Genomic DNA, 18,912 nt, shown 5'->3' with positions numbered 1-18,912 from the left:
CCCTTTTTTGATGCTAGGTAAATATTCTTTTTTTAGAAAAAATAGATCGAATTATACTTAAATTATCCTTTTTTTGTATTATTGTATATAATATACAAAAAAGGAGGTTTAAAATGAAAAAATGTAAATTATTTTCTTTGCTGAGTTTCTTGTTTATGATTTCTTTAGTATTATGTACAATTAGTTATGCAGAGCCAGTTGAGAAAAGTATAGATGTAAAAAAATTTTATGAAACACAAGTAGAATTACCTGAGGAAAAGACACCTTTAGAACCACGAAACTATTCATTAACGAAAGAAGAAAAACCATTTGTTGAAATCGAACGTTCTTCTTTAGCAAAAGTTTATGATGAGTCTGGTGTGGTGATAGATACATACCAAATAAAAAGTAACTTAGATAGTAGAAAATCACTGACTGCTGCTACTGAAGGCAAAGTTGCTACTGTATTAATAGCAGCTGATGAAGAATACAGAAAGAAATTTTCTAATTGGCAAGAAAGAACCTCAAATATCGTTGAATTAACAGATAATGCATTTGTTAGAGATTTTAATATTGATTTAGATGTAAAAGCATTTCGTTATTGGACTTCAACAGGAAGTGACACAACACAAATTTTATCTAATTTAAAAGGTAATGGTAAGGATGATTATGATTTTGTTATTGGTTTTGTAGCTGATGCAAATTATATGGAGGGCGGACGTGCATATATATATAAAAGCCCACCAACATATGCTGCCTATAGTACTGTATTAGATCAAACAACTACTTCAACTTCACGAGCTTTACAACATGAAATATCACATAATTATGGATTAGATCATGATCCGTTAGCAGCAGAACCTTTATGTATTATGAATTATGAAAATATGTATACAACTACACAATGGCATGCAGATCATAAAAATGAGCTTGGTATTCATGTGAATTGGTATGGAACTTCTTTTTAAAATATAGGAGGTGATATATATGCTAAAAAACAAAGTTGTTTTATTGCTAACAGCTTTAACTCTATTTTTAACAGCTTGTGCCCAAGAAGAACAACCAACTTATGTATCCACTCCTAATTATAAAATGGAAGAACCTTCTCCACGTACATGGATTAATTATGATGGCGAAAAATATAATTTTTTTAAGGTTTATTCAAAGACAGAAGAATCAAATATACAAATGGATCATTTGATTGATACAGGTGAAGTAACAGACAAAGATGATGGAATTGAGAGTAATTTACAAATTTATCAAGATAAGAATACAAAAAATTTATTTGTTTCTAGCTCCTACAATGATCAAAAAGAATGGGCAGAATTTAAAAAATAAAAAAAGGGCTTTGCGTTTTATACGCAAAGCCTTTTTTTACAATATCTTATTTTTAATTGTAGAAAATCAGCTAACTAGAAAAATATTTTATTAGAAGAATGTAAGATATTTTGCTGTGCAAAAATCATGTTTGATTGAAGTAGAAAAAGTCGCGCTTATAGTGCCAAGCGCTGAATAATCAAAAATAAAGTGCTTAATTTCTATTTTCTATGCAAAAATTTTTTTAGTATAAAAATAAAACCTATTAGTGCAAAGCTAGAATTTACTCTTTTTGCTCTTTGTTGCGAGCTTTCCAACGCCACATCATTTCCCCGAACAAATATCCACACAATAGAAATAAAGGAACCGTATCCGTAATTTCTTCAACAATACTGTGAAAAGTCAGTACAAAACGATGATCTATATAATGCATGGCGATCATGCCGAGAGATGTTGTCCCACCGTAGCCTAATACACCTTCGCTCCATATAAATTGATACTTGCTCATCATGACCTCCACATTAGTAACGGTATTAGAATCAACGTATGATCATACCCATATCTATCCGAACATGACAACTATTTCTAAATAATAGCGTATTCATAAAAGAGTCGCAAGACTATTTCTTGCGAATTTCATTTTAGTTTTACAAAGGTAACAAGTCTTGTCTTTTGGCGATATGTTCACAATCTTTGCATACACCTACAAGACCTCCGTTATCATTCGCATAAAAAGTCAGATGTTTGACATCTTTTTTGCAATAAGAGCATTTCTGAAGTCGAGTGTTGGAAAAGGATTGTACTTGTTTGGGTTGATGTAAGTTTCGTACAGTTGCTAATTTGGGAGGAGTAGATACAGATGAAGAGGTATCTTTAGCTTGGATATCAGCAGAAGCAGAGGTACGTTGCTCTTCCTGGTTCAGATGCTTGCGTTCACGAAAAGCAGATAAATCTACAATATTAGGATGCGATGGATCTTGTTCAGTGGGTTCAGGCTGTGTTGTTGGCTCGGGCGGTAGTATAGGATCTGCCTGATGTATAGTGACCTTTTTTAAAGGAAAAACAATCCAGAGCACAACAGCAATAGCAACCACGGCAACAACAATAATGCCGGCTAATATCATCCATTCTGGTTGCATAGGAATTCACCTTCTTTTACACATATTTGGTAATAAAAAACAACAATTTGCACAAGGATTACCTTTTAATTCCTGTCTATCCCTTTTTTGTTACATTTAGTTTTGCTATAATTCGTCTCATAGGTAGAACGGTTCCAGATTCTGGCATCTCCACCGTGATATCTTACATATTACATGATGGTCGTAGAAAGTATAACTGCCACACGAGAGGGATGAAGATTGTGAAAAAGAAATTTAGAAGTTGGATGTCATTATGTCTACTAGCTACATTATGTGTATCGCTACTGAGTGCATGTGGTTCAGATGCCAAAGATAATGAGGCGAAAGATGGGAAAGTCACTTTGAAATTCTGGACGATTGCTCTTCAACCCACGTTCAATGATTATTTTAATGGACTAATATCAGAATACCAAAAAAGTCATCCTGGCGTAACTGTAGAATGGAGCGATTATCCATATGATGCTATCTCTAATAAGTTATTAACCGGAATTGCGAGTGGTAACGTACCAGATGTGGTCAATTTGAATACTGAATTTGCGAATCAAATGGCTTCTAAAGGTGCACTTGCTGATCTGGGTCAATGGATGAGCGATGATGAGAAAAAATCTTATTTTGATGGCATTTTCAATTCCACTGTATTTGATAACAAAGCATATGCTTTGCCATGGTATACAGGAACAGAAGTGTTATTTATGAACACTCGTCTGGTGAAGCAAGCAGGGCTTGATCCTACCAATCCACCGAAAACGCGTGATGAGCTGAATGAATGGTCTCGTGAGATCAAAGCCAAAACAGGAGCAACAGGGTATGCAACTACATTTGCAGCTAGAATGTTCCCGGTTGAAGGAATCTCTATTTTGAATGACGACAAAACAGCAGCAGCTTTTAATACACCAGCTACGATTGCATTAATCCAGAAAATGCAGGGATTGATTCAAGAAGGCGTACTGGTGAAAGAAGACGCTAACTTTGATAAACAGATTCAATATTATTCTAGCGAACAGACTGCTTTTGAAATTGCAGGACCTACTTTTATTAATTTTATCAAAACATCTGCACCAGATGTATATAAAAATACAATTGCGGTTCCACTGCCTACAGGTAAAGCCGATGTGCGTTTGTCGAACACGATGAATGTCGTGGTACCACTCAAATCGGCTAATGCTGAACAAGCGGCTGAATTTGCGAAATTTTTGACCAATGCGACGAACCAGACAGCATTTGCCAAAGCAGCTAATACATTGCCAAGTACTAAAGAATCGATCAAAGATTCCTTTTTCACTGAAAATGATGGCACATTGGAATCCGAAGCCAAAGTAGTATCCGCAGAAAGCTTAGATAAAGCAGTAGATTATATGGTAGGTGTACCAAATGCAGGTGATGTGAACTCGGCGATTGCACGTCAATTGCAAGAAATCTTTATGAATGGCAAAGACCCTCAACAAGGATTGACAGAAGCCGAACAAGAAGTGAACCAAATTCTGTCGCAAAACTAAGGGGCACTCCAAGCAGATCAACAATCGAACCCAAGACGACCCTTTGAAGGCGGTGGACGAACATGAAGAAATGGATGAGAACAGAAACATTTGCTGCATGGGCATTTATGGCGCCCGGACTGCTGATTGTGGCTGTATTCGTGTTATGGCCAATTGTGTACGGACTTCCGTTGTCCTTGACCGATTATTCGGTCATTGGAGAAACGCACTATGTAGGTGTAGACAATTATGTAACAGCTTTTCAAGATAAAAGTTTCTTGGCTTCCCTATGGAACTCGATGGTCTATGTGTTGATTGTACCGATTATTCAGATTATTTCGATCTTAATGGCGATTCTGGTCAATAGCCGTATTCCATTGATCAAAGCATTTCGCGCCGCTTATTACATCCCTGTCGTCACCTCTATGGTGGCGGTAGCGTTGATGTGGAGCTGGTTGTTCAGTAGTAACGGTGTGATCAATTATGCGTTAATCCAGCTAGGTGTTATTCAAGAACAAGTCGGCTGGTTGTCCAGCAGTAGCACCGCATTGTATGTAATTATGTTTATTACGATGTGGAAAGGGCTTGGCTATTATATGATGTTGTATCTAGCCGGGCTTCAATCGATTCCAACTGATCTCTACGAAGCATCCATGATTGATGGAGCAAGTCGCTGGCAGACCATTTACCGGATCACGATTCCTTTACTGCGCCCTCATATCTTATTCTGTACGTTGATCTCATTAATGGGTGCGATTCGTGTATTTGATGAAGTGTTTGTTCTAACCAATGGTAAAGGTGGACCGGGTACAGCGACACTTACATCCAGTCTGTATATTTATCAAAAAGGGTTGGTGCAATTTAACTTTGGTTATGCGTCAGCACTAGGTCTAATCGTTAGTGTGATTGTAGGCATTTTGAGTATACTGGTGTTCCGTCTGAACAAGAAAGGCGGTGTGCAAACGTACTGATGAATAATCCAACGATACCAACCAAAACCGATTACAAAACACCCAGTCCGCAAGCACGTAAATGGAAAAAAGGGATTCGGTATACGATTACTTACGTGTTGTTGATTGCCTTAGCTTTATTTATGACAGGGCCTTTTCTCTGGTTACTCAGTGTATCGCTTATGCCCGGACGCAATGTGTTTTCTAATCCACCTGCCGTTTTTCCGACATTTATTAATTTCGGCAACTATGCGCAAGTGTGGAACTTTATGAACTTTCCCAAATACATTATGAACACGGTCATCATTACGGTGATGGGTGTTGTATTTAATATTATTTTGTCCTGTATGACGGCTTATCCGTTAGCCGTATTCCGGTTTAAAGGTAGAGATATGGTCTTTACCCTGCTGATCGCAACGATGATTATTCCTTCATCAACAGCGATGATCGTACATTATTTAACGATTCAATGGCTAAATTTAGGCAATACGTATCTGGGTGTAGTGCTACCTGCTGCTGTATCGGTATTTAATATCTTCCTGATGCGTCAGACCTTCTTGACGATTCCTACTGAAATTCGAGATTCTGGTAAAATGGACGGCGCATCCGAATTACGCATCTGGTGGCAATTAGTACTACCACTCGTAAAGCCCGGTATTGCGGTCATTATGCTACTTGAAGTAATGGCATTCTGGAACAATTTCCTGTGGCCAATCGTTGTGCTAGATGATCCCGAAAAATACCCATTAGCATCAGCACTAACATATCTCAACGGACAATTTTCCTACAACTTCGGCTGGATCGCCGCCGGAACCATCATTTCCGTAATCCCTATCATCGTCGTCTTCCTGTTCACCCAACGCTACTACATGGAAGGCTTGGCAGGAGCCGTCAAAGGATAATAAAAGTAATACGCATTATAAATCGTTTTATATTTTACTGCTCCGCCAAATAGAAAAATGCGAGTTTACTCTGAGCGAAGGGAACGATATCTTTACCAGCGACGACAAGCAAGATATCCTTCCCAAAGCGGTGTAACTTCAAAGGAGTCTATTCCAAATGACATTGGTGATTGTACCTTTAGACGAAAGACCTTGTAATTATAATTTCCCTTATGAACTGACACGAGGAACATCATATCAAGCTGTGCGTCCTCCGCAAGAATGGATGGGACGCAAGAAAATAGCCGCCGATACCGAACGGCTATGGAGATGGACACAATTGGAATGTCAATCGGCTGACGGAGCAGTGATATCCCTAGATACACTATTGTACGGCGGGATTGTGCCTTCCCGTCTACATGAACTGGATGTGACCGAACTGACTCGTCGTTTGGATCGATTACGAATACTCAAAGAGCAGAATCCTGCACTTAAATTGTTCGCTTTTCAACTGATTATGCGTTGCCCACAGTACTCTTCCTCAGACGAAGAACCGGATTATTATGCTGATTGGGGACGAGAGATTTTTCGCAAAGGGTATCTAGAACATTATGCAGAAGAACATCCGTTAACGACCGAAGAGCAACAAGAACTGGACGATATCAATAGTCGCTTACCTCAAGAAGTGCTGGATGATTATCTAGGTCGTCGTGCGGTAAATCGGGAGATCAATCAATTAGCACTGGATTATGTAGAACAAGGTGTGATCGACTTTCTGATTTTCCCGCAAGATGATTCGGCTCCTTATGGATATACCGCTAGAGATCAGCAGGAAGTAAGGGCACGTATTCGAGCATTGCGTCTAGGCTTGCGTGTCTATATGTATCCGGGTGCAGATGAAGTTGGTTGTACATTGGTGGCTCGCATGATCAATCAGTTGAATCATAATATCCCTCGGGTCTATGTGCGTTTTAGCTCGGTAAATGGAGCTTTGATTATTCCTGCGTATGAGGATCGGCGATTGTATGAAACGTTAAAATATCAGATTATTGCGGCAGGCGGTATGGTCGCTTCTGATGAACAAAGTGCGGATATCTTATTACTGCTCAATACCGCAGGTGAAAAAATGGGTGAAGCTGTCTATCAAGGATCACCGTCTGCTAATTATGATACCGAACGGACAACCGTAGAGTTAGTAGAGTATGCAGGCTACATATTGGATCGTCAGCCGAATGCGGTAGTGGCTATTGGAGATATTGCCTATGCTAACGGTGGTGATCTTGAATTGCTGGATTTACTTCGTCAGCGAGGCATTTTGTACCAACTGGCAGGTTATGCAGGCTGGAATACCAGTTCGAATACATTAGGAACGGTTATTGCACAATCGATGATCTATCAACAATATGGAGCCACTCCAGAGCATATGAATTTTCTGGCGCTACGTTATGTAGAAGACCTAGGCTATGATTCTGTTGTACGTAAGTATTTAAGCAATGGACCCATTCAAGAATTGGGTCTGGATAAATTTCAGTTAGATGGAGAACGTGGATATGTGGCTGAGATGGTACGTAGTCACCTGGAACAATTTATAGAGCAACATTTACAAGAAGATGGTGTGCAGATCGATATTCAAGATTGTTATATGCCGTGGAATCGGATGTTTGAAGTGGGGTTATCGATTCGAGCCCATCTATCGTTAAAAGATCACAAAGGAGAACAACAATGACAGAACAAATAAAACAAACAGATGTGGTAGTAATCGGTGGCGGTCTAGGAGGCTGTATGGCAGCTCTTGCCGCTGCGAAGCAAGGATTGACTATAACCTTAACAGAACCGACAGACTGGTTAGGTGGACAGCTTACATCACAAGCTGTTCCGCCCGATGAACATCGCTGGATAGAACGTACAGGAGCAACCGCTACATTTCGTGAATTTCGTGAACGGGTACGCGACTATTATCGTCGGAATTATCCGTTAATAGAGGAAGCACGTAATAACCCAATTTTAAATCCGGGCAATGGATGGGTGAGTCGATTAGCGCATGAACCTAAGATTGCACTAGATGTATTACAAGAAATGATGTCGCCGTATATCCATACTCAGCGTATCCAAGTGCTATATCATACGGTGCCCGTTGAAGTAGCAACAGAGTATGATCGTATTGTATCGGTCACGGTTAGTCATACCCAAGTAACCGGATCAGTCGGTCAATATACACAGTTAATCGGTCAATATTATCTGGATGCTACAGAAGAAGGAGACCTTCTAGAGCAGTCTGGAACAGAGTATGTCAGCGGAGCAGAAGCGAAGTCAGATACCGATGAACCGCATGCGCTAGAACATGCTGATCCGCTAGATATGCAGTCGATCACTCATGTAGCCGCTGTGGATTATGTGGAAGGAGCAGATTTCACGATTGAAAAGCCAGCAGAATATGACTACTGGCGTGAATATATGCCTTCTTTTTCCCGTTTTCCTATCTTAAGCTGGTATGCTTCTGATGCGAACGATACAACCAAGTTAAAAGAGTTCACGTTGTTCCCTAACGATCAAGGTGTGACTTCATTATGGGATTATCGCCGTATTATCGATCCAGCTATTTGGGAAGAACCACTTCGTTCACAGATTCAAGAAGTCAGTCTACTCAATTGGGCGCAAAATGATTATTATGCAGGAGCAGTGACAGGTGTACCGATCTATGAACGTACGCAAAATCTAGAAAGTGCCCGCCAGCTTACTTTTTCATTAGTATACTGGTTGCAGACAGAAGCGCCACGTCTGGATGGTGGTAAAGGCTTCCCGGGTATTCGTTTGCGTGGAGATATTTTAGGGACAGCAGATGGGCTTGCCAAAGCACCGTATATTCGTGAGTCTCGCCGTATCAAAGCGCTATACACGATTACCGAACATGATGTGAGTAAAGAGTTACGCGGGGCTGAAGGAATCAAGCGATATGAAGATAGTGTGGGTGTAGGAAGTTATTCACTTGATCTACATCCAACAGTCAAAACACATCGTACGTTCTATATTCCTAATTATCCTTTTGAGATTCCGTTGGGATCATTAATTCCTGTGTGTATGACTAATCTTTTACCTGCTTGCAAAAATATTGGCATGACTCAGATTGCTGGCGGTTGCTATCGTCTGCATCCTGTCGAATGGAATATTGGAGAATCCGCAGGTTATCTAGCTGCGTATGCGATCCAACAGGGCATTACACCACGTGAAGTCTACGAATCAACAGAACATGTCAGTCGTTATCAAGAGATGTTGGTAGACGCAGGTGTGGTTCTGCACTGGCCTGAGGATGTAGAACAAGAAGTATTGAACCCCCAGTAAAACGTCGTTATGTCTTTGTAAATGATGAATAGATCAAATAGCCTTTTGTCCGTTTGATTGATGGACAGAAGGCTATTTTTCGATACTGCATATAGCAATATAGCTTGAAAAATGATAAATATCGTCATGATTGAATCTGAAGATCATTCTGCTAATCCTGTTGTCACCAGTTCTAACAATTCAGTTCGTAACGTCTGCATCGCATCTTCATAAGGCATACGTAGATATTTACTCAGATGCTTCATGTCTTCTTCGTAATAATGAAGTAGCTCCAACATAGCCGCTTGATCACCATGTTGTTGAACCATGTGTAATAGATTTACGAACTGATCTTCTGAGAGAGATACTGCAAGCTTTTGCGCTTCCATCGGTTCACCGCCTGTTGACTGATTTGTAGTTGCTCTGCTAATTGCGCTTCGGTCTGCTGATCTAGGTATAATCCTCGAATAATTTGTTTTCCCTGAGCAAAAGGTAACGAATCAATCAGTTCTTGAACCGCTATCAGACTATCAAATTCTTCTGCTGGAAAAGAGTGATACTCATGGGTTTCTAACCATGTATGGATCGACAGCTGCTCCGAACGAGCACGTACTTTATTCCGATACTGGATACGCCAGGCGATCTGTTTGAGCTGTTTACGATAATGCTCGGATAATGAAAGAGTCTGTGGCATCATGATTTCTCCTTTATAACGTTTTCCTTATTTTGTTACTTAAGGGAGCTTATGTTCTTATTTTATAATAAAAAAGAAATGATGAGGTTGGAGATACGGTTAATTTATAGCCATTTATCAGCTGATTTATAGCGAGGAAAAAGATGGACTTTTTGGAAGACCTTTAATTGACACTTGATCCCATGTATAGAAAGAGATAGTGTAGAGGTTGAATATCTATAGATCGTTAGTGACATACACGATTATTTTGGAGAAGAAAGGTGTTTTTGCATGTTATGCTTAAAATTCTAATGTTTATTTTTCTGATTCAGATTGTATATGTAACGGCATATACGTTAAGAACGATCCTTACACTTAAAGGACAAAAATATATAGCATCGGCGATCAGTATTGTTGAAGTCGTTATCTATGTTATGGGGCTTAATCTGGTTCTCAAATATCTCGATCAACCGCTAAGTCTAACGGTATATGCAATTGGATATGGACTCGGTATCCTGCTCGGTTCTTGGATTGAGGAAAAGATTGCTCTTGGTTATATCACCGTCAAAGTAATCAGCGATGTACCGAATCAACGTCTAGCCGAAGTGTTGCGAGACAAAGGATATGGTGTCACTTCATGGCTTGGACAAGGACGAGATGGTGACCGAATCGTGATGGAGATTCTAGCCAAACGCAAAAATCAGGACAGTCTGTATAAGACCATCCTGTCTGTCGATCCCAAAGCTTTTGTAATTATGGTGGAGCCGCGCGAATTTCATGGTGGCTTCTGGACGAAGGCAATTAAACGCTAATTGAAACCTGTCGATCGTGTAGAAAATCGTTCGCAATCAGACGCCCTTTATCTATGCCCTTCAATGATGAATTGTTTATAACCTATTCATTGGTTTAAATAATGATTGAAGCAAATAAGAGGAGGGCTTTTGATATGCAAACGAATATTCCAACGAAAAAGCTAAATGATGGACTGGATATTCCAGCGATCGGGCTGGGTACTTACTCGCTTAATGGTCACAAAGGTGTGGAATCGATCAAGCAGGGGATTGAAGTGGGTTATCGGCTGATTGATTCTGCTTTTAATTATGAAAATGAAGGTGCTGTGGGTAAAGCGGTACGTGAAAGCTCGGTCCCTCGTGATCAGTTACGTGTCTGCTCGAAATTACCAGGACGGCATCATGCGTATGACGAAGCATTAGTCACCATTGAAGAATCACTACTTCGTACCGGACTGGATTATTTTGATCTTTATATTATTCACTGGCCGAATCCGAAAGTAGATAAATATGTAGAAGCATGGCAAGCGATGATTGAAGCACAAAAACGCGGTTATGTCCGTTCGATCGGCGTTAGTAATTTCTTGCCAGAACATCTGGAACGGATTATCGCTGAAACCGGTGTAGCACCCGTGCTGAATCAAGTAGAATTGCATCCGTATTTCGAACAGACAGAACAGCGTGCTGCAAATGATAAACATCAAATCATCACTGAATCATGGAGTCCGCTTGGTCGTGGGCGCGGAGAAAGTGTGCTTGAAGATGCAGGTATCAAAGAAATCGCAACCGCTTATGGCAAAACACCGACTCAAGTGATTCTACGCTGGCATACCCAGCTAGGTGCTGTACCTATTCCGAAAGCTGGCTCACTAGAGCATCAACAGGAAAACTTGAACATTTTTGATTTTGAGTTAAATGAAGAGCAAATGCGTACCATTTCAGCATTCAGTAAAGACAACAAACGCCTGTGGGATCAAGATCCAGCAGAGTACGAAGAATTTTAAACAAAGCACATCTTGAAGTACAGTTCACTACTATACAACCAACGTAAAAGATACAAAAAAGGCATCCTTAATGGATGTCTTTTTTTGGGTTAAGCTGTCTATAAGTATTCAAAGTATCTCTTATAAGAACAAGTGAACATGGCGTTTCAACCACTCTACGTAGCTTTGCTCACGTGCTATCGCTTTGGTCAGTACGAGATAATGTCCGAGATGAGGATGATCGAAATGCATAGCACCAGATGTATTTTCCTCGCCGAATAAAGGAATGAGTTGCTCATATTCCTGTTTTAAATGAACCAGCTTCTCTTGGCGCTGTTGTAGTTGATTTTCAAATAATATGCGTGCTTCTTCTCGTGATAACGTATGGATAAAATACATTTTCAACATAAACGCATCTTTCTCTGTTTCAGGCAACGGTTCTGGCGATAACGCCCATTCTAGCAGTTCTTTTCGTCCAGCTTCAGTGATCGTATACATTTTTTTTTCTAACTTTTCCCCTTGAATCTGAGTACGAAAATGAAGTAAACCTTCGTCCACCAACTTGCGAAGCTCTGGATAAATCTGACTATGTTTGGCACTCCAGAATTGACCGATTTCTTTTTTAAATTGACTGGTGATATCGTAGCCACTGTATTCTTGACGATATAATAAACCTAGAATCGCATATTTCAATACTCGCACGATCATAATCCCCTTTAAATATAGATTTGTGTATATTTGACCATAGCATATCAAGATGTTAAAATAAACATGTTGATATTTACATGTTTTATAAAACAGTTTGCAAGACAGAGTGAATGATATTTGAATTCAAATTCTAGAAAGCAGGTGCTGTATAATGGAAAACTTTGTAGGAAGTCATATGATTTATACGTATGAGAACGGCTGGGAGTATGAGATTTATATCAAAAATGATCATACTATCGATTATCGTATTCATAGTGGTATGGTGGCTGGACGTTGGGTTCGCGATCAAGAAGTCGATTTGGTGAAATTAACAGAAGGTGTATACAAAGTAGCTTGGACAGAACCAACAGGTACAGACGTAGCGCTGAACTTTATGCCTCTTGAGAAACGAATGCATGGTATTATTTTCTTCCCTAAATGGGTACACGAACATCCAGAAATCACAGTATGTTACCAGAATGATCATATCGCTTTGATGGAAGAATCTCGTGAAAAATACGAAACATATCCTAAATATGTTGTCCCTGAATTTGCCGATATTACATTTATCGAAAATGCAGGCGTAGACAATCAAAACGTAGTTGCACAAGCACCTTATCCAGGCATGACCGACGATATTCGTGCAGGTAAAATAAAATAAATAATGACTTTATATACATCATATAGCATTCATCTGAATGACCAAAAAGGAACGTCTTTGAGACGCTCCTTTTTTTATTTGTCTACTATTCTATTAGGCTTGGTGGTCTGCATCATTAGTTAAAGCGATGGCTGATTCACGTTCAATTACACGACCAGGTACAAGTGCACGTCCGAAAGTGTAATACGGATTACTTACTTTTTTCAAAATGGACTGTACGGCTAACTTTGCCATGCGTTCGATATCGACTTCAACAGTCGTGAGTGGGGGCCGGGTTAATGTGGCATAGATATCATTATCAAAGCCGGTCACAGAATAATCTTGAGGCACATGGTAACCCAAGTCCTGCAATTTGTTAATTAGATTATGCGCGACCTGATCGCAGTTACAGACAAACGCACTTGGCATAGGATCAGGTAACTGAATATCAATATAAACGCCATCTTCATCACGGTCATCCAATATCCATTGTTGTTGCAAAGGGATTCGATGTTCCAACAACGATTTGTAATATCCTAGAAAACGGTCTTGAATACTACTGGTCGAGTGTAAAGTACCGAGATACGCAATATCCCGATGACCACCTCGAATCAACAAGTTCGTTAACTCATACGCACCGTAAAAGTTATCGGTAACCACAGCATCCATTTCTACATGCTCATCATAGAAGTCGAGAAAGATTTTGGGTAATTGCATTTCTTGCATGGCTTCAATATAGGGCTTGCCAATCTGCCCCAAAATAATCAAACCATCTATCTTTTGTTCATAATACAATCTTGGCAATGTAAGCATCGATTCTTCATGTTCGCCTAAAGTGGTCATAATGCCGTAATAGCCACCTTGTTCAAGGATCTTTGCAATGTATTTGTAGATACGAAAATAAAAGGAATGATTCGTACCTGTAAATCGCTCAGGAATCATGACCCCGATATTGTAAGATAATCCATCTTTCATTGATTTGGCAGCTGTATTATAGCGGTAGCCCATTTCTTCAGCTACTTGTTTGATCTTTTCTTTAAGACTATCACTAACTCCGTCTTTATCTCCAAGCGCTTTGGATACGGTCACACTACTGATATTCAAGCGATCTGCGATATCCCTCATCGTTACTTTATGATTCATAGGTACGCCCCTTTTTAGAAAATATCAATATATCTAATTTATCGGTAACTTTATAAAAGTATCTATTATTTATATTTAGAAAGAATATAACAAAACATTCAACAATTAATACTAGTTTTTTTCAAGAAGACTGTCAATAAACATGCTAACTTTGTGTATTTTGCGTGTTCTATATAGGTATAGCTCCTATTTTAAGCTTATATATTCTATCCTGTGATACACAATAAACCTGTTATTAACCTTACATTCTATTAAAATAGGGCAAAATAAAGTAATTGACAAGAAAGCGTTACCATACTAACATGTATTTTGTAACCTAACCGATAACTTTATTTAATACAAAAAATAAGTAAAGGAGATTAAAAGTAATGGCAATTAAAAAATGGTTCCAACTCACAGTCGCTTCTTTGTTAACCGTAGCTCTTGTCAGTGGATGTGGCTCCAAAAGCGAATCTAGCACAGCAAGTACGAATCCAGAAGATATTTCGGGGGATATTACAGTCATTACACAGCGTACAGATATTGTAGATACAGTATTCAAAGATTATGCCGCCAAATTCAAAGAAAAATACCCGAACGTGAATGTAAACTTTGAAGCATTAGCAGATTATGAGAGTCAGATCAGTATCCGTCTCAATACCAAAGATTATGGCGACGTTTTATTGCTTCCGACCAGTATTCCTATTTCTGATTTGCCAGACTTTTTCGAGCCTTTAGGTTCTATGGATGAATTAAGCAAAAAGTATAAAGGGCTTGAAGAGCGTGCTGTAGATGGTCAAGCCTATGGTATTCCTGTAGCCATCAATTTCTCAGGCATTATTTACAATAAAAAAGTGTTCAAAGAAGCAGGCATCACAGAAACACCGCGTACACCGGAACAATACTTAAAAGCACTAGCAACGATCAAATCCAAAACAAGCGCTGTACCGTTGTATACCAATTATGCTTCTGGATGGGCGCTAACCCAGTGGGAATCAGACTTAACAACTGTGGCGGGTACAACAGATTATGTAAACATCACACAACCTACGATAGATAATAACTTTGTGGCTGGACAACCTCATTATGAATTGTACAAATTGATGTATGATGCCACCAGTCAAGGATTGATCGAGAAAGACCCAACAACAACCGATTGGGAAACATCCAAAGTAGACCTAGCGAATGGCAAGATCGCTACGATGGTGCTCGGTTCATGGGCAATTGATCAGATCAAATCGGTAGCAGAGAACAAAGACGATATTGGATTTATGCCATTCCCTACTAATGCAGATAAAGTGATCGTGCCATTAGCAGACGATTATACGATTGGTATTAATGTAAATAGTGAGAACAAACCTGCTGCTAAAGCATGGGTGGATTGGTTCACCAATGAATCGAATTATGCAACAGAACAAGTGGGGGGCGTAAGTCCAGTGATTGGCGCAGAATTGCCACCTACATTGAAAGAGTACGAAGGAACAGATATTACTTTTGAAGCTCAGACTCCTGCCAAAGCGGGTGAAGAAGGTCTGGTGGATAAGATCGACAAAGAAGGCGAAATTGGTCTATGGCAACCTGATTTCAAAAAACGAATTATTGAAGCAGCACTGTATAAAAAAGAAACATTTGATGACATTATGAAAGATTTGAATGATAAGTGGGTTGCAGCTCGTGCAGAAGTAGCCAAGTAATCGTCAGTACATTTTCTTCGTGACAATATACAGCGTATCGACAGCATATAGAAAAAAAGTCTGTTCGCTGTGGTGATATCAATAAAGCATGTTGCTATATTCGAGGATGATCCATGTACGCAGACAACACTCGGATATAGTCACATGGCTTATAGGAACAGGAGGATATAGGATGTGGAAGTTATCGAACTGGAGTTATAGCAATCAAAGAAAGCTTATTATATTCGCATTTTCGATTGTTCCTATTATTTTGCTGGTTACTTTTGCCTATTTACCTGTGGTGAATATGGTGAAGTATAGCTTTACCGATTGGAACGGTTTTAGCAAGCATTTAGATTATGTAGGTCTTAAAAATTATAAAACGATCTTTACCGATCCCGAATACTTCGCTGTCTTCAAAGTGAGTTTGTACTACTTTTTTGCTACCTTTGTACAGATGGCATTAGCTCTTTATTTTGCAACTATACTTAGCTTTAATGTACGATTCAAAAACTTTTTTAAAGGTGTATTGTTTTTACCCTCATTACTGAATGGGGTCGCAATAGGTTTTGTATTTTTATTCTTTTTCAAGCCAGATGGCACATTCGATACTGTGCTACATGCGCTAGGTCTTGGTAGTTATATTCAGTTGTGGCTTGGTAATCCGGGCATTATCAATATTTCGCTTGCAGGTGCTTCGATCTGGCGGTATATGGGATTTAACTTTATTATTTTTCTCGGTGCCATCTCCTCGATCTCCAAAGATATCTATGAAGCTTCCGATATTGATGGAGCCAATCGCTGGCATCAATTTATGCATATCATTTTACCGAGTATCAAAAAAATTCTGCAATTGAACTTAATTCTAGCGGTCAGTGGAGCAATCAGTGCTTTTGATATTCCATACATTATGACCGGCGGTTCGAATGGTAGTGAAACCTTTGTTATTCAGACGGTGGACTTGGCGTTCAAATACAGCAAAGTCGGTTTGGCTTCAGCGATGGCTGTTGTATTGTTGTTGATCGTCGTGATTGTCACACTGATTCAGCGTCTGTTGATTGAGGAGGAGAAAGCCTAATGTATGTATTCAAGCGAACTTTTTTATCTTCGATCAAATATATCAGTCTGATTCTAGGAACGATTGCAGCTCTATTACCGATTGTGGTTATCTTTTTTGCTTCTTTTAAAGTAGGTACAGAATATACTCAGACCAGTCCACTCGCACCGCCCACCAACTGGTTTAACTTTGCTAATTATATTAAAGCGTTTGTAGATGGAAATATGTTAGTTGGTTTTTTGAATACAACGATTATTCTCGTGATTTCTATTGTTGGAGCTACGTTGACTGGTTCGATGGTGGCTTATGTACTTAATCGCTTTAAGTTCCGTGGTAGCAAATTACTGGTCGGAGCATTTCTGTTAGCGACTCTGATCCCAAGTGTGACCACACAGGTAGCTACTTTTCAGATTATCAACTCGTTAGAGTTATTCAATACCCGTCTGGCACCGATCGTGTTGTATTTAGGAACTGATATTATAGCGGTTTATATTTTTCTACAATTTCTCGATTCGATTCCACAAGCGTTGGATGAATCAGCGATGTTAGATGGAGCTTCATACTTCACAATTTATTGGAAAATCGTTCTACCCCTGCTTAAGCCTGCTATCGTTACTGTGATTATTGTCAAAGGCGTAAATATCTACAATGACTTTTATACTCCATTTCTGTATATGCCCAAAACGAGTCTGCAAGTGATATCAACAGCTTTATTTAAATTTAAAGGCCCGTATGGATCACAATGGGAAGTCATTAGCGCAGGGATTATGATTGCGATTATCCCGACAGTGATCGTTTTTATCGCTTTGCAAAAATACATTTATAATGGATTCGCTCAAGGTTCTGTTAAATAACTATTTATAGATAACTATACTCTGCTAAAAAGGATGCGATATACGTATGCAACTTCCTTACATCAAAGGATTTACTTTCGGCTGGATGAGCGGCAAAGGAGTCTTCCGTACCCCTGAAGCCAAGCAATCTCTTCAATTGATGCAACAGCATACAGGGAGTGAATATGTAATTATTGCACTGGCTGCGCTACAAGATCATCCGCAAGCGACAACAATTGATTATCAAGGTCGACATATGGTCGATAATGATGAACTGATCGATATGATCGAATATGCGTATTCACTAGGATTAAAAGTAATTCTCAAACCAACTGTGAATTGTGCAGATGGAACATGGCGTGCTCATATTAACTTTTTTGATCATGATGTGCCTTGTGAACCGAAATGGCATGAATGGTTTGCTAGTTATACCGAGTATCAATTACATTATGCTCGTATTGCACAGCAGACGAATTGTGAAATGTTGGTTGTCGGTTGTGAAATGGTGCAGTCTGATCGTCGTGCAGAGGAATGGCGGCAATTGATTGCAGAGGTACGAACAGTTTATACCGGAAAGATCTCGTACAATGCAGATAAATATCAAGAAGATCGAATCACCTGGTGGGATGCAGTCGATGTGATATCATCCAGTGGATATTATCCGTTAGGGCACTGGGAGCAACAATTAGATCGGATTGAAGCAGTGGTTACCCGTTACAACAAACCTTTTTTCTTTGTCGAAGCAGGTTGTCCAAGTCGTACCGGTTCAGCGCATATTCCAAATGATTGGTCATGGGATGGCGAAGTGAATGTAGAAGAACAGCAGAACTTTTACAAAGAAATGTTCTCTCATGTACAACAACGGGATTGGGTGCGTGGATTCGGGTTGTGGGATTGGAGCGCAGAACTATATCCAGAAGCAGAAGCTCTGACTGACAATGGGTACGGTGTATATGGGAAGCCTGCACAGCAAACGATTTTAGATTTTTATACTCATCATCAGGTATTCACTTCTTCCTGAATTCTAGAATAAAAAGGCACATAAAAACTCGACAGCTCTAAAGACTGTCGAGTTTTGGTTGTTACATTTAGAATTTTAATCGGTATCCTTCTTTATCACGGAATTTGCCTAAGATAATAATAATGATATCAATAATGACCCAGACCCCGCCCAGACCCGCTGTAAATAACATCAAAAGCCCTGTTCCGACTTTACCTACATAAAAACGATGTATCCCTAAATATCCGAAGAAAATACATAACAATAAACTGACTAGATTACTTTTACGACTATACATAGCGTTCCCTCCAAAGTGTGTTGCTTATGAGATTACATACGTATTCAAAGCGGTCAAGGTTCCTCTTTTCATCATTTAAAGGTATATTTAGAATAT

The 18,912-nt window shown here is 39.4% G+C and carries 21 protein-coding genes; 14 read left to right on the top strand and 7 right to left on the bottom strand.

Annotation, left to right across the window (positions count from 1 at the left end; translation table 11 throughout):
- Positions 1-113 precede the first annotated feature (113 nt).
- Both PaeCFBP13512_RS11710 and PaeCFBP13512_RS11705 read left to right on the top strand, forming a co-directional pair.
- Positions 114-947 (top strand): M12 family metallo-peptidase, encoded by an 834-nt coding sequence (locus tag PaeCFBP13512_RS11710; protein WP_137223241.1) that lies wholly within the window; start codon positions 114-116, stop codon positions 945-947.
- 19 nt (positions 948-966) lie between these two features.
- Positions 967-1,317 carry a hypothetical protein gene (locus tag PaeCFBP13512_RS11705; RefSeq protein ID WP_137223239.1) on the top strand — a complete coding sequence of 117 codons (351 nt, stop codon included), beginning with the start codon at positions 967-969 and terminating at the stop codon, positions 1,315-1,317.
- Positions 1,318-1,579: 262 nt separating this feature from the next.
- Here PaeCFBP13512_RS11705 and PaeCFBP13512_RS11700 read toward each other — a convergent pair whose 3' ends face one another.
- Both PaeCFBP13512_RS11700 and PaeCFBP13512_RS11695 read right to left on the bottom strand, forming a co-directional pair.
- Positions 1,580-1,804, bottom strand: coding sequence for a hypothetical protein (locus PaeCFBP13512_RS11700; RefSeq protein ID WP_137223237.1), 225 nt, complete (start codon positions 1,802-1,804; stop codon positions 1,580-1,582).
- 139 nt (positions 1,805-1,943) lie between these two features.
- Positions 1,944-2,435, bottom strand: a complete 492-nt coding sequence (locus tag PaeCFBP13512_RS11695) for a hypothetical protein (RefSeq protein ID WP_069328012.1) — start codon at positions 2,433-2,435, stop codon at positions 1,944-1,946.
- Between the two features lie 212 nt (positions 2,436-2,647).
- On the opposite strand from PaeCFBP13512_RS11695, the gene PaeCFBP13512_RS11690 reads away from it, so the two are divergent.
- The 5 genes from PaeCFBP13512_RS11690 (at position 2,648) to PaeCFBP13512_RS11670 (ending at position 9,080) form a co-directional block, all read left to right on the top strand.
- Positions 2,648-3,931 carry an ABC transporter substrate-binding protein gene (locus PaeCFBP13512_RS11690; RefSeq protein WP_241669355.1) on the top strand — a complete coding sequence of 428 codons (1,284 nt, stop codon included), beginning with the start codon at positions 2,648-2,650 and terminating at the stop codon, positions 3,929-3,931.
- A gap of 62 nt (positions 3,932-3,993) precedes the next feature.
- The gene (locus PaeCFBP13512_RS11685; RefSeq protein WP_137223235.1) at positions 3,994-4,881 is read left to right on the top strand and encodes a carbohydrate ABC transporter permease; all 888 of its coding nucleotides are present in this window, start codon (positions 3,994-3,996) and stop codon (positions 4,879-4,881) included.
- Complete coding sequence (locus PaeCFBP13512_RS11680) at positions 4,881-5,762, top strand: carbohydrate ABC transporter permease (RefSeq protein WP_137223233.1); 882 nt, start codon at positions 4,881-4,883, stop codon at positions 5,760-5,762. The genes PaeCFBP13512_RS11685 and PaeCFBP13512_RS11680 overlap by 1 nt, the downstream gene beginning before the upstream one ends.
- Before the next feature lie 157 nt (positions 5,763-5,919).
- Positions 5,920-7,467 carry a DUF4127 family protein gene (locus PaeCFBP13512_RS11675; protein WP_137223231.1) on the top strand — a complete coding sequence of 516 codons (1,548 nt, stop codon included), beginning with the start codon at positions 5,920-5,922 and terminating at the stop codon, positions 7,465-7,467.
- Positions 7,464-9,080, top strand: a complete 1,617-nt coding sequence (locus PaeCFBP13512_RS11670; RefSeq protein WP_137223229.1) for an FAD-dependent oxidoreductase — start codon at positions 7,464-7,466, stop codon at positions 9,078-9,080. Before PaeCFBP13512_RS11675 ends, PaeCFBP13512_RS11670 begins: the two co-directional genes overlap by 4 nt.
- A gap of 143 nt (positions 9,081-9,223) precedes the next feature.
- On the opposite strand, the gene PaeCFBP13512_RS23215 is transcribed toward PaeCFBP13512_RS11670, so the two are convergent.
- A complete protein-coding gene (locus tag PaeCFBP13512_RS23215) occupies positions 9,224-9,388 on the bottom strand; it encodes a hypothetical protein (RefSeq protein ID WP_161594258.1) in 165 nt (54 codons plus the stop codon).
- 11 nt (positions 9,389-9,399) lie between these two features.
- A complete protein-coding gene (locus PaeCFBP13512_RS11665) occupies positions 9,400-9,753 on the bottom strand; it encodes a hypothetical protein (protein WP_241669354.1) in 354 nt (117 codons plus the stop codon).
- Between the two features lie 275 nt (positions 9,754-10,028).
- On the opposite strand from PaeCFBP13512_RS11665, the gene PaeCFBP13512_RS11660 reads away from it, so the two are divergent.
- Both PaeCFBP13512_RS11660 and PaeCFBP13512_RS11655 read left to right on the top strand, forming a co-directional pair.
- The gene (locus tag PaeCFBP13512_RS11660; RefSeq protein WP_069328071.1) at positions 10,029-10,544 is read left to right on the top strand and encodes a DUF2179 domain-containing protein; all 516 of its coding nucleotides are present in this window, start codon (positions 10,029-10,031) and stop codon (positions 10,542-10,544) included.
- A 134-nt stretch (positions 10,545-10,678) separates the two neighbouring features.
- Positions 10,679-11,527, top strand: a complete 849-nt coding sequence (locus tag PaeCFBP13512_RS11655) for an aldo/keto reductase (protein ID WP_069328018.1) — start codon at positions 10,679-10,681, stop codon at positions 11,525-11,527.
- A 120-nt stretch (positions 11,528-11,647) separates the two neighbouring features.
- Here PaeCFBP13512_RS11655 and PaeCFBP13512_RS11650 read toward each other — a convergent pair whose 3' ends face one another.
- Positions 11,648-12,208, bottom strand: coding sequence for a PadR family transcriptional regulator (locus tag PaeCFBP13512_RS11650; RefSeq protein ID WP_137223225.1), 561 nt, complete (start codon positions 12,206-12,208; stop codon positions 11,648-11,650).
- Positions 12,209-12,365: 157 nt separating this feature from the next.
- Between PaeCFBP13512_RS11650 and PaeCFBP13512_RS11645 the strand changes: the two genes are divergently transcribed.
- Positions 12,366-12,854, top strand: coding sequence for a phenolic acid decarboxylase (locus PaeCFBP13512_RS11645; protein WP_069328020.1), 489 nt, complete (start codon positions 12,366-12,368; stop codon positions 12,852-12,854).
- Positions 12,855-12,947: 93 nt separating this feature from the next.
- Here the strand turns inward: PaeCFBP13512_RS11645 and PaeCFBP13512_RS11640 are convergent, their stop codons facing one another.
- Positions 12,948-13,976: a substrate-binding domain-containing protein gene (locus PaeCFBP13512_RS11640; RefSeq protein ID WP_137223223.1), complete on the bottom strand. Its 1,029-nt coding sequence runs from the start codon at positions 13,974-13,976 to the stop codon at positions 12,948-12,950.
- 368 nt (positions 13,977-14,344) lie between these two features.
- Between PaeCFBP13512_RS11640 and PaeCFBP13512_RS11635 the strand changes: the two genes are divergently transcribed.
- The 4 genes from PaeCFBP13512_RS11635 (at position 14,345) to PaeCFBP13512_RS11620 (ending at position 18,539) form a co-directional block, all read left to right on the top strand.
- The gene (locus PaeCFBP13512_RS11635; protein ID WP_137223221.1) at positions 14,345-15,649 is read left to right on the top strand and encodes an ABC transporter substrate-binding protein; all 1,305 of its coding nucleotides are present in this window, start codon (positions 14,345-14,347) and stop codon (positions 15,647-15,649) included.
- Between the two features lie 172 nt (positions 15,650-15,821).
- Positions 15,822-16,706 carry a carbohydrate ABC transporter permease gene (locus tag PaeCFBP13512_RS11630; protein WP_137223219.1) on the top strand — a complete coding sequence of 295 codons (885 nt, stop codon included), beginning with the start codon at positions 15,822-15,824 and terminating at the stop codon, positions 16,704-16,706.
- A complete protein-coding gene (locus PaeCFBP13512_RS11625) occupies positions 16,706-17,539 on the top strand; it encodes a carbohydrate ABC transporter permease (RefSeq protein WP_137223217.1) in 834 nt (277 codons plus the stop codon). The genes PaeCFBP13512_RS11630 and PaeCFBP13512_RS11625 overlap by 1 nt, the downstream gene beginning before the upstream one ends.
- 46 nt (positions 17,540-17,585) lie before the next feature.
- Entirely contained in the window at positions 17,586-18,539 is a 954-nt protein-coding gene (locus tag PaeCFBP13512_RS11620; protein WP_137223215.1) for a glycoside hydrolase family 113, read from the top strand.
- A 67-nt stretch (positions 18,540-18,606) separates the two neighbouring features.
- Here PaeCFBP13512_RS11620 and PaeCFBP13512_RS11615 read toward each other — a convergent pair whose 3' ends face one another.
- Positions 18,607-18,816, bottom strand: a complete 210-nt coding sequence (locus PaeCFBP13512_RS11615) for a TM2 domain-containing protein (RefSeq protein ID WP_137223213.1) — start codon at positions 18,814-18,816, stop codon at positions 18,607-18,609.
- Positions 18,817-18,912 lie beyond the last annotated feature (96 nt).

The sequence above is a fragment of the Paenibacillus sp. CFBP13512 genome (genome assembly GCF_005233705.1).
Taxonomy (GTDB): domain Bacteria; phylum Bacillota; class Bacilli; order Paenibacillales; family Paenibacillaceae; genus Saccharibacillus; species Saccharibacillus nuruki.
The sequence above is the reverse complement of the archived record's forward strand: the minus strand, read 5'-3'. Positions and strand labels throughout refer to the sequence as shown.

Excerpts from the sequence above, each read along its gene's own strand:
- PaeCFBP13512_RS11710 (WP_137223241.1), top strand. The coding sequence starts at position 114 with ATGAAAAAATGTAAATTATTTTCTTTGCTGAGTTTCTTGTTTATGATT.
- PaeCFBP13512_RS11705 (WP_137223239.1), top strand. The coding sequence starts at position 967 with ATGCTAAAAAACAAAGTTGTTTTATTGCTAACAGCTTTAACTCTATTT.
- PaeCFBP13512_RS11700 (WP_137223237.1), bottom strand. The coding sequence starts at position 1,804 with ATGAGCAAGTATCAATTTATATGGAGCGAAGGTGTATTAGGCTACGGT.
- PaeCFBP13512_RS11695 (WP_069328012.1), bottom strand. The coding sequence starts at position 2,435 with ATGCAACCAGAATGGATGATATTAGCCGGCATTATTGTTGTTGCCGTG.
- PaeCFBP13512_RS11690 (WP_241669355.1), top strand. The coding sequence starts at position 2,648 with ATGAAGATTGTGAAAAAGAAATTTAGAAGTTGGATGTCATTATGTCTA.
- PaeCFBP13512_RS11685 (WP_137223235.1), top strand. The coding sequence starts at position 3,994 with ATGAAGAAATGGATGAGAACAGAAACATTTGCTGCATGGGCATTTATG.
- PaeCFBP13512_RS11680 (WP_137223233.1), top strand. The coding sequence starts at position 4,881 with ATGAATAATCCAACGATACCAACCAAAACCGATTACAAAACACCCAGT.
- PaeCFBP13512_RS11675 (WP_137223231.1), top strand. The coding sequence starts at position 5,920 with ATGACATTGGTGATTGTACCTTTAGACGAAAGACCTTGTAATTATAAT.
- PaeCFBP13512_RS11670 (WP_137223229.1), top strand. The coding sequence starts at position 7,464 with ATGACAGAACAAATAAAACAAACAGATGTGGTAGTAATCGGTGGCGGT.
- PaeCFBP13512_RS23215 (WP_161594258.1), bottom strand. The coding sequence starts at position 9,388 with ATGGTTCAACAACATGGTGATCAAGCGGCTATGTTGGAGCTACTTCAT.
- PaeCFBP13512_RS11665 (WP_241669354.1), bottom strand. The coding sequence starts at position 9,753 with ATGCCACAGACTCTTTCATTATCCGAGCATTATCGTAAACAGCTCAAA.
- PaeCFBP13512_RS11660 (WP_069328071.1), top strand. The coding sequence starts at position 10,029 with ATGCTTAAAATTCTAATGTTTATTTTTCTGATTCAGATTGTATATGTA.
- PaeCFBP13512_RS11655 (WP_069328018.1), top strand. The coding sequence starts at position 10,679 with ATGCAAACGAATATTCCAACGAAAAAGCTAAATGATGGACTGGATATT.
- PaeCFBP13512_RS11645 (WP_069328020.1), top strand. The coding sequence starts at position 12,366 with ATGGAAAACTTTGTAGGAAGTCATATGATTTATACGTATGAGAACGGC.
- PaeCFBP13512_RS11640 (WP_137223223.1), bottom strand. The coding sequence starts at position 13,976 with ATGAATCATAAAGTAACGATGAGGGATATCGCAGATCGCTTGAATATC.
- PaeCFBP13512_RS11635 (WP_137223221.1), top strand. The coding sequence starts at position 14,345 with ATGGCAATTAAAAAATGGTTCCAACTCACAGTCGCTTCTTTGTTAACC.
- PaeCFBP13512_RS11630 (WP_137223219.1), top strand. The coding sequence starts at position 15,822 with ATGTGGAAGTTATCGAACTGGAGTTATAGCAATCAAAGAAAGCTTATT.
- PaeCFBP13512_RS11625 (WP_137223217.1), top strand. The coding sequence starts at position 16,706 with ATGTATGTATTCAAGCGAACTTTTTTATCTTCGATCAAATATATCAGT.
- PaeCFBP13512_RS11620 (WP_137223215.1), top strand. The coding sequence starts at position 17,586 with ATGCAACTTCCTTACATCAAAGGATTTACTTTCGGCTGGATGAGCGGC.
- PaeCFBP13512_RS11615 (WP_137223213.1), bottom strand. The coding sequence starts at position 18,816 with ATGTATAGTCGTAAAAGTAATCTAGTCAGTTTATTGTTATGTATTTTC.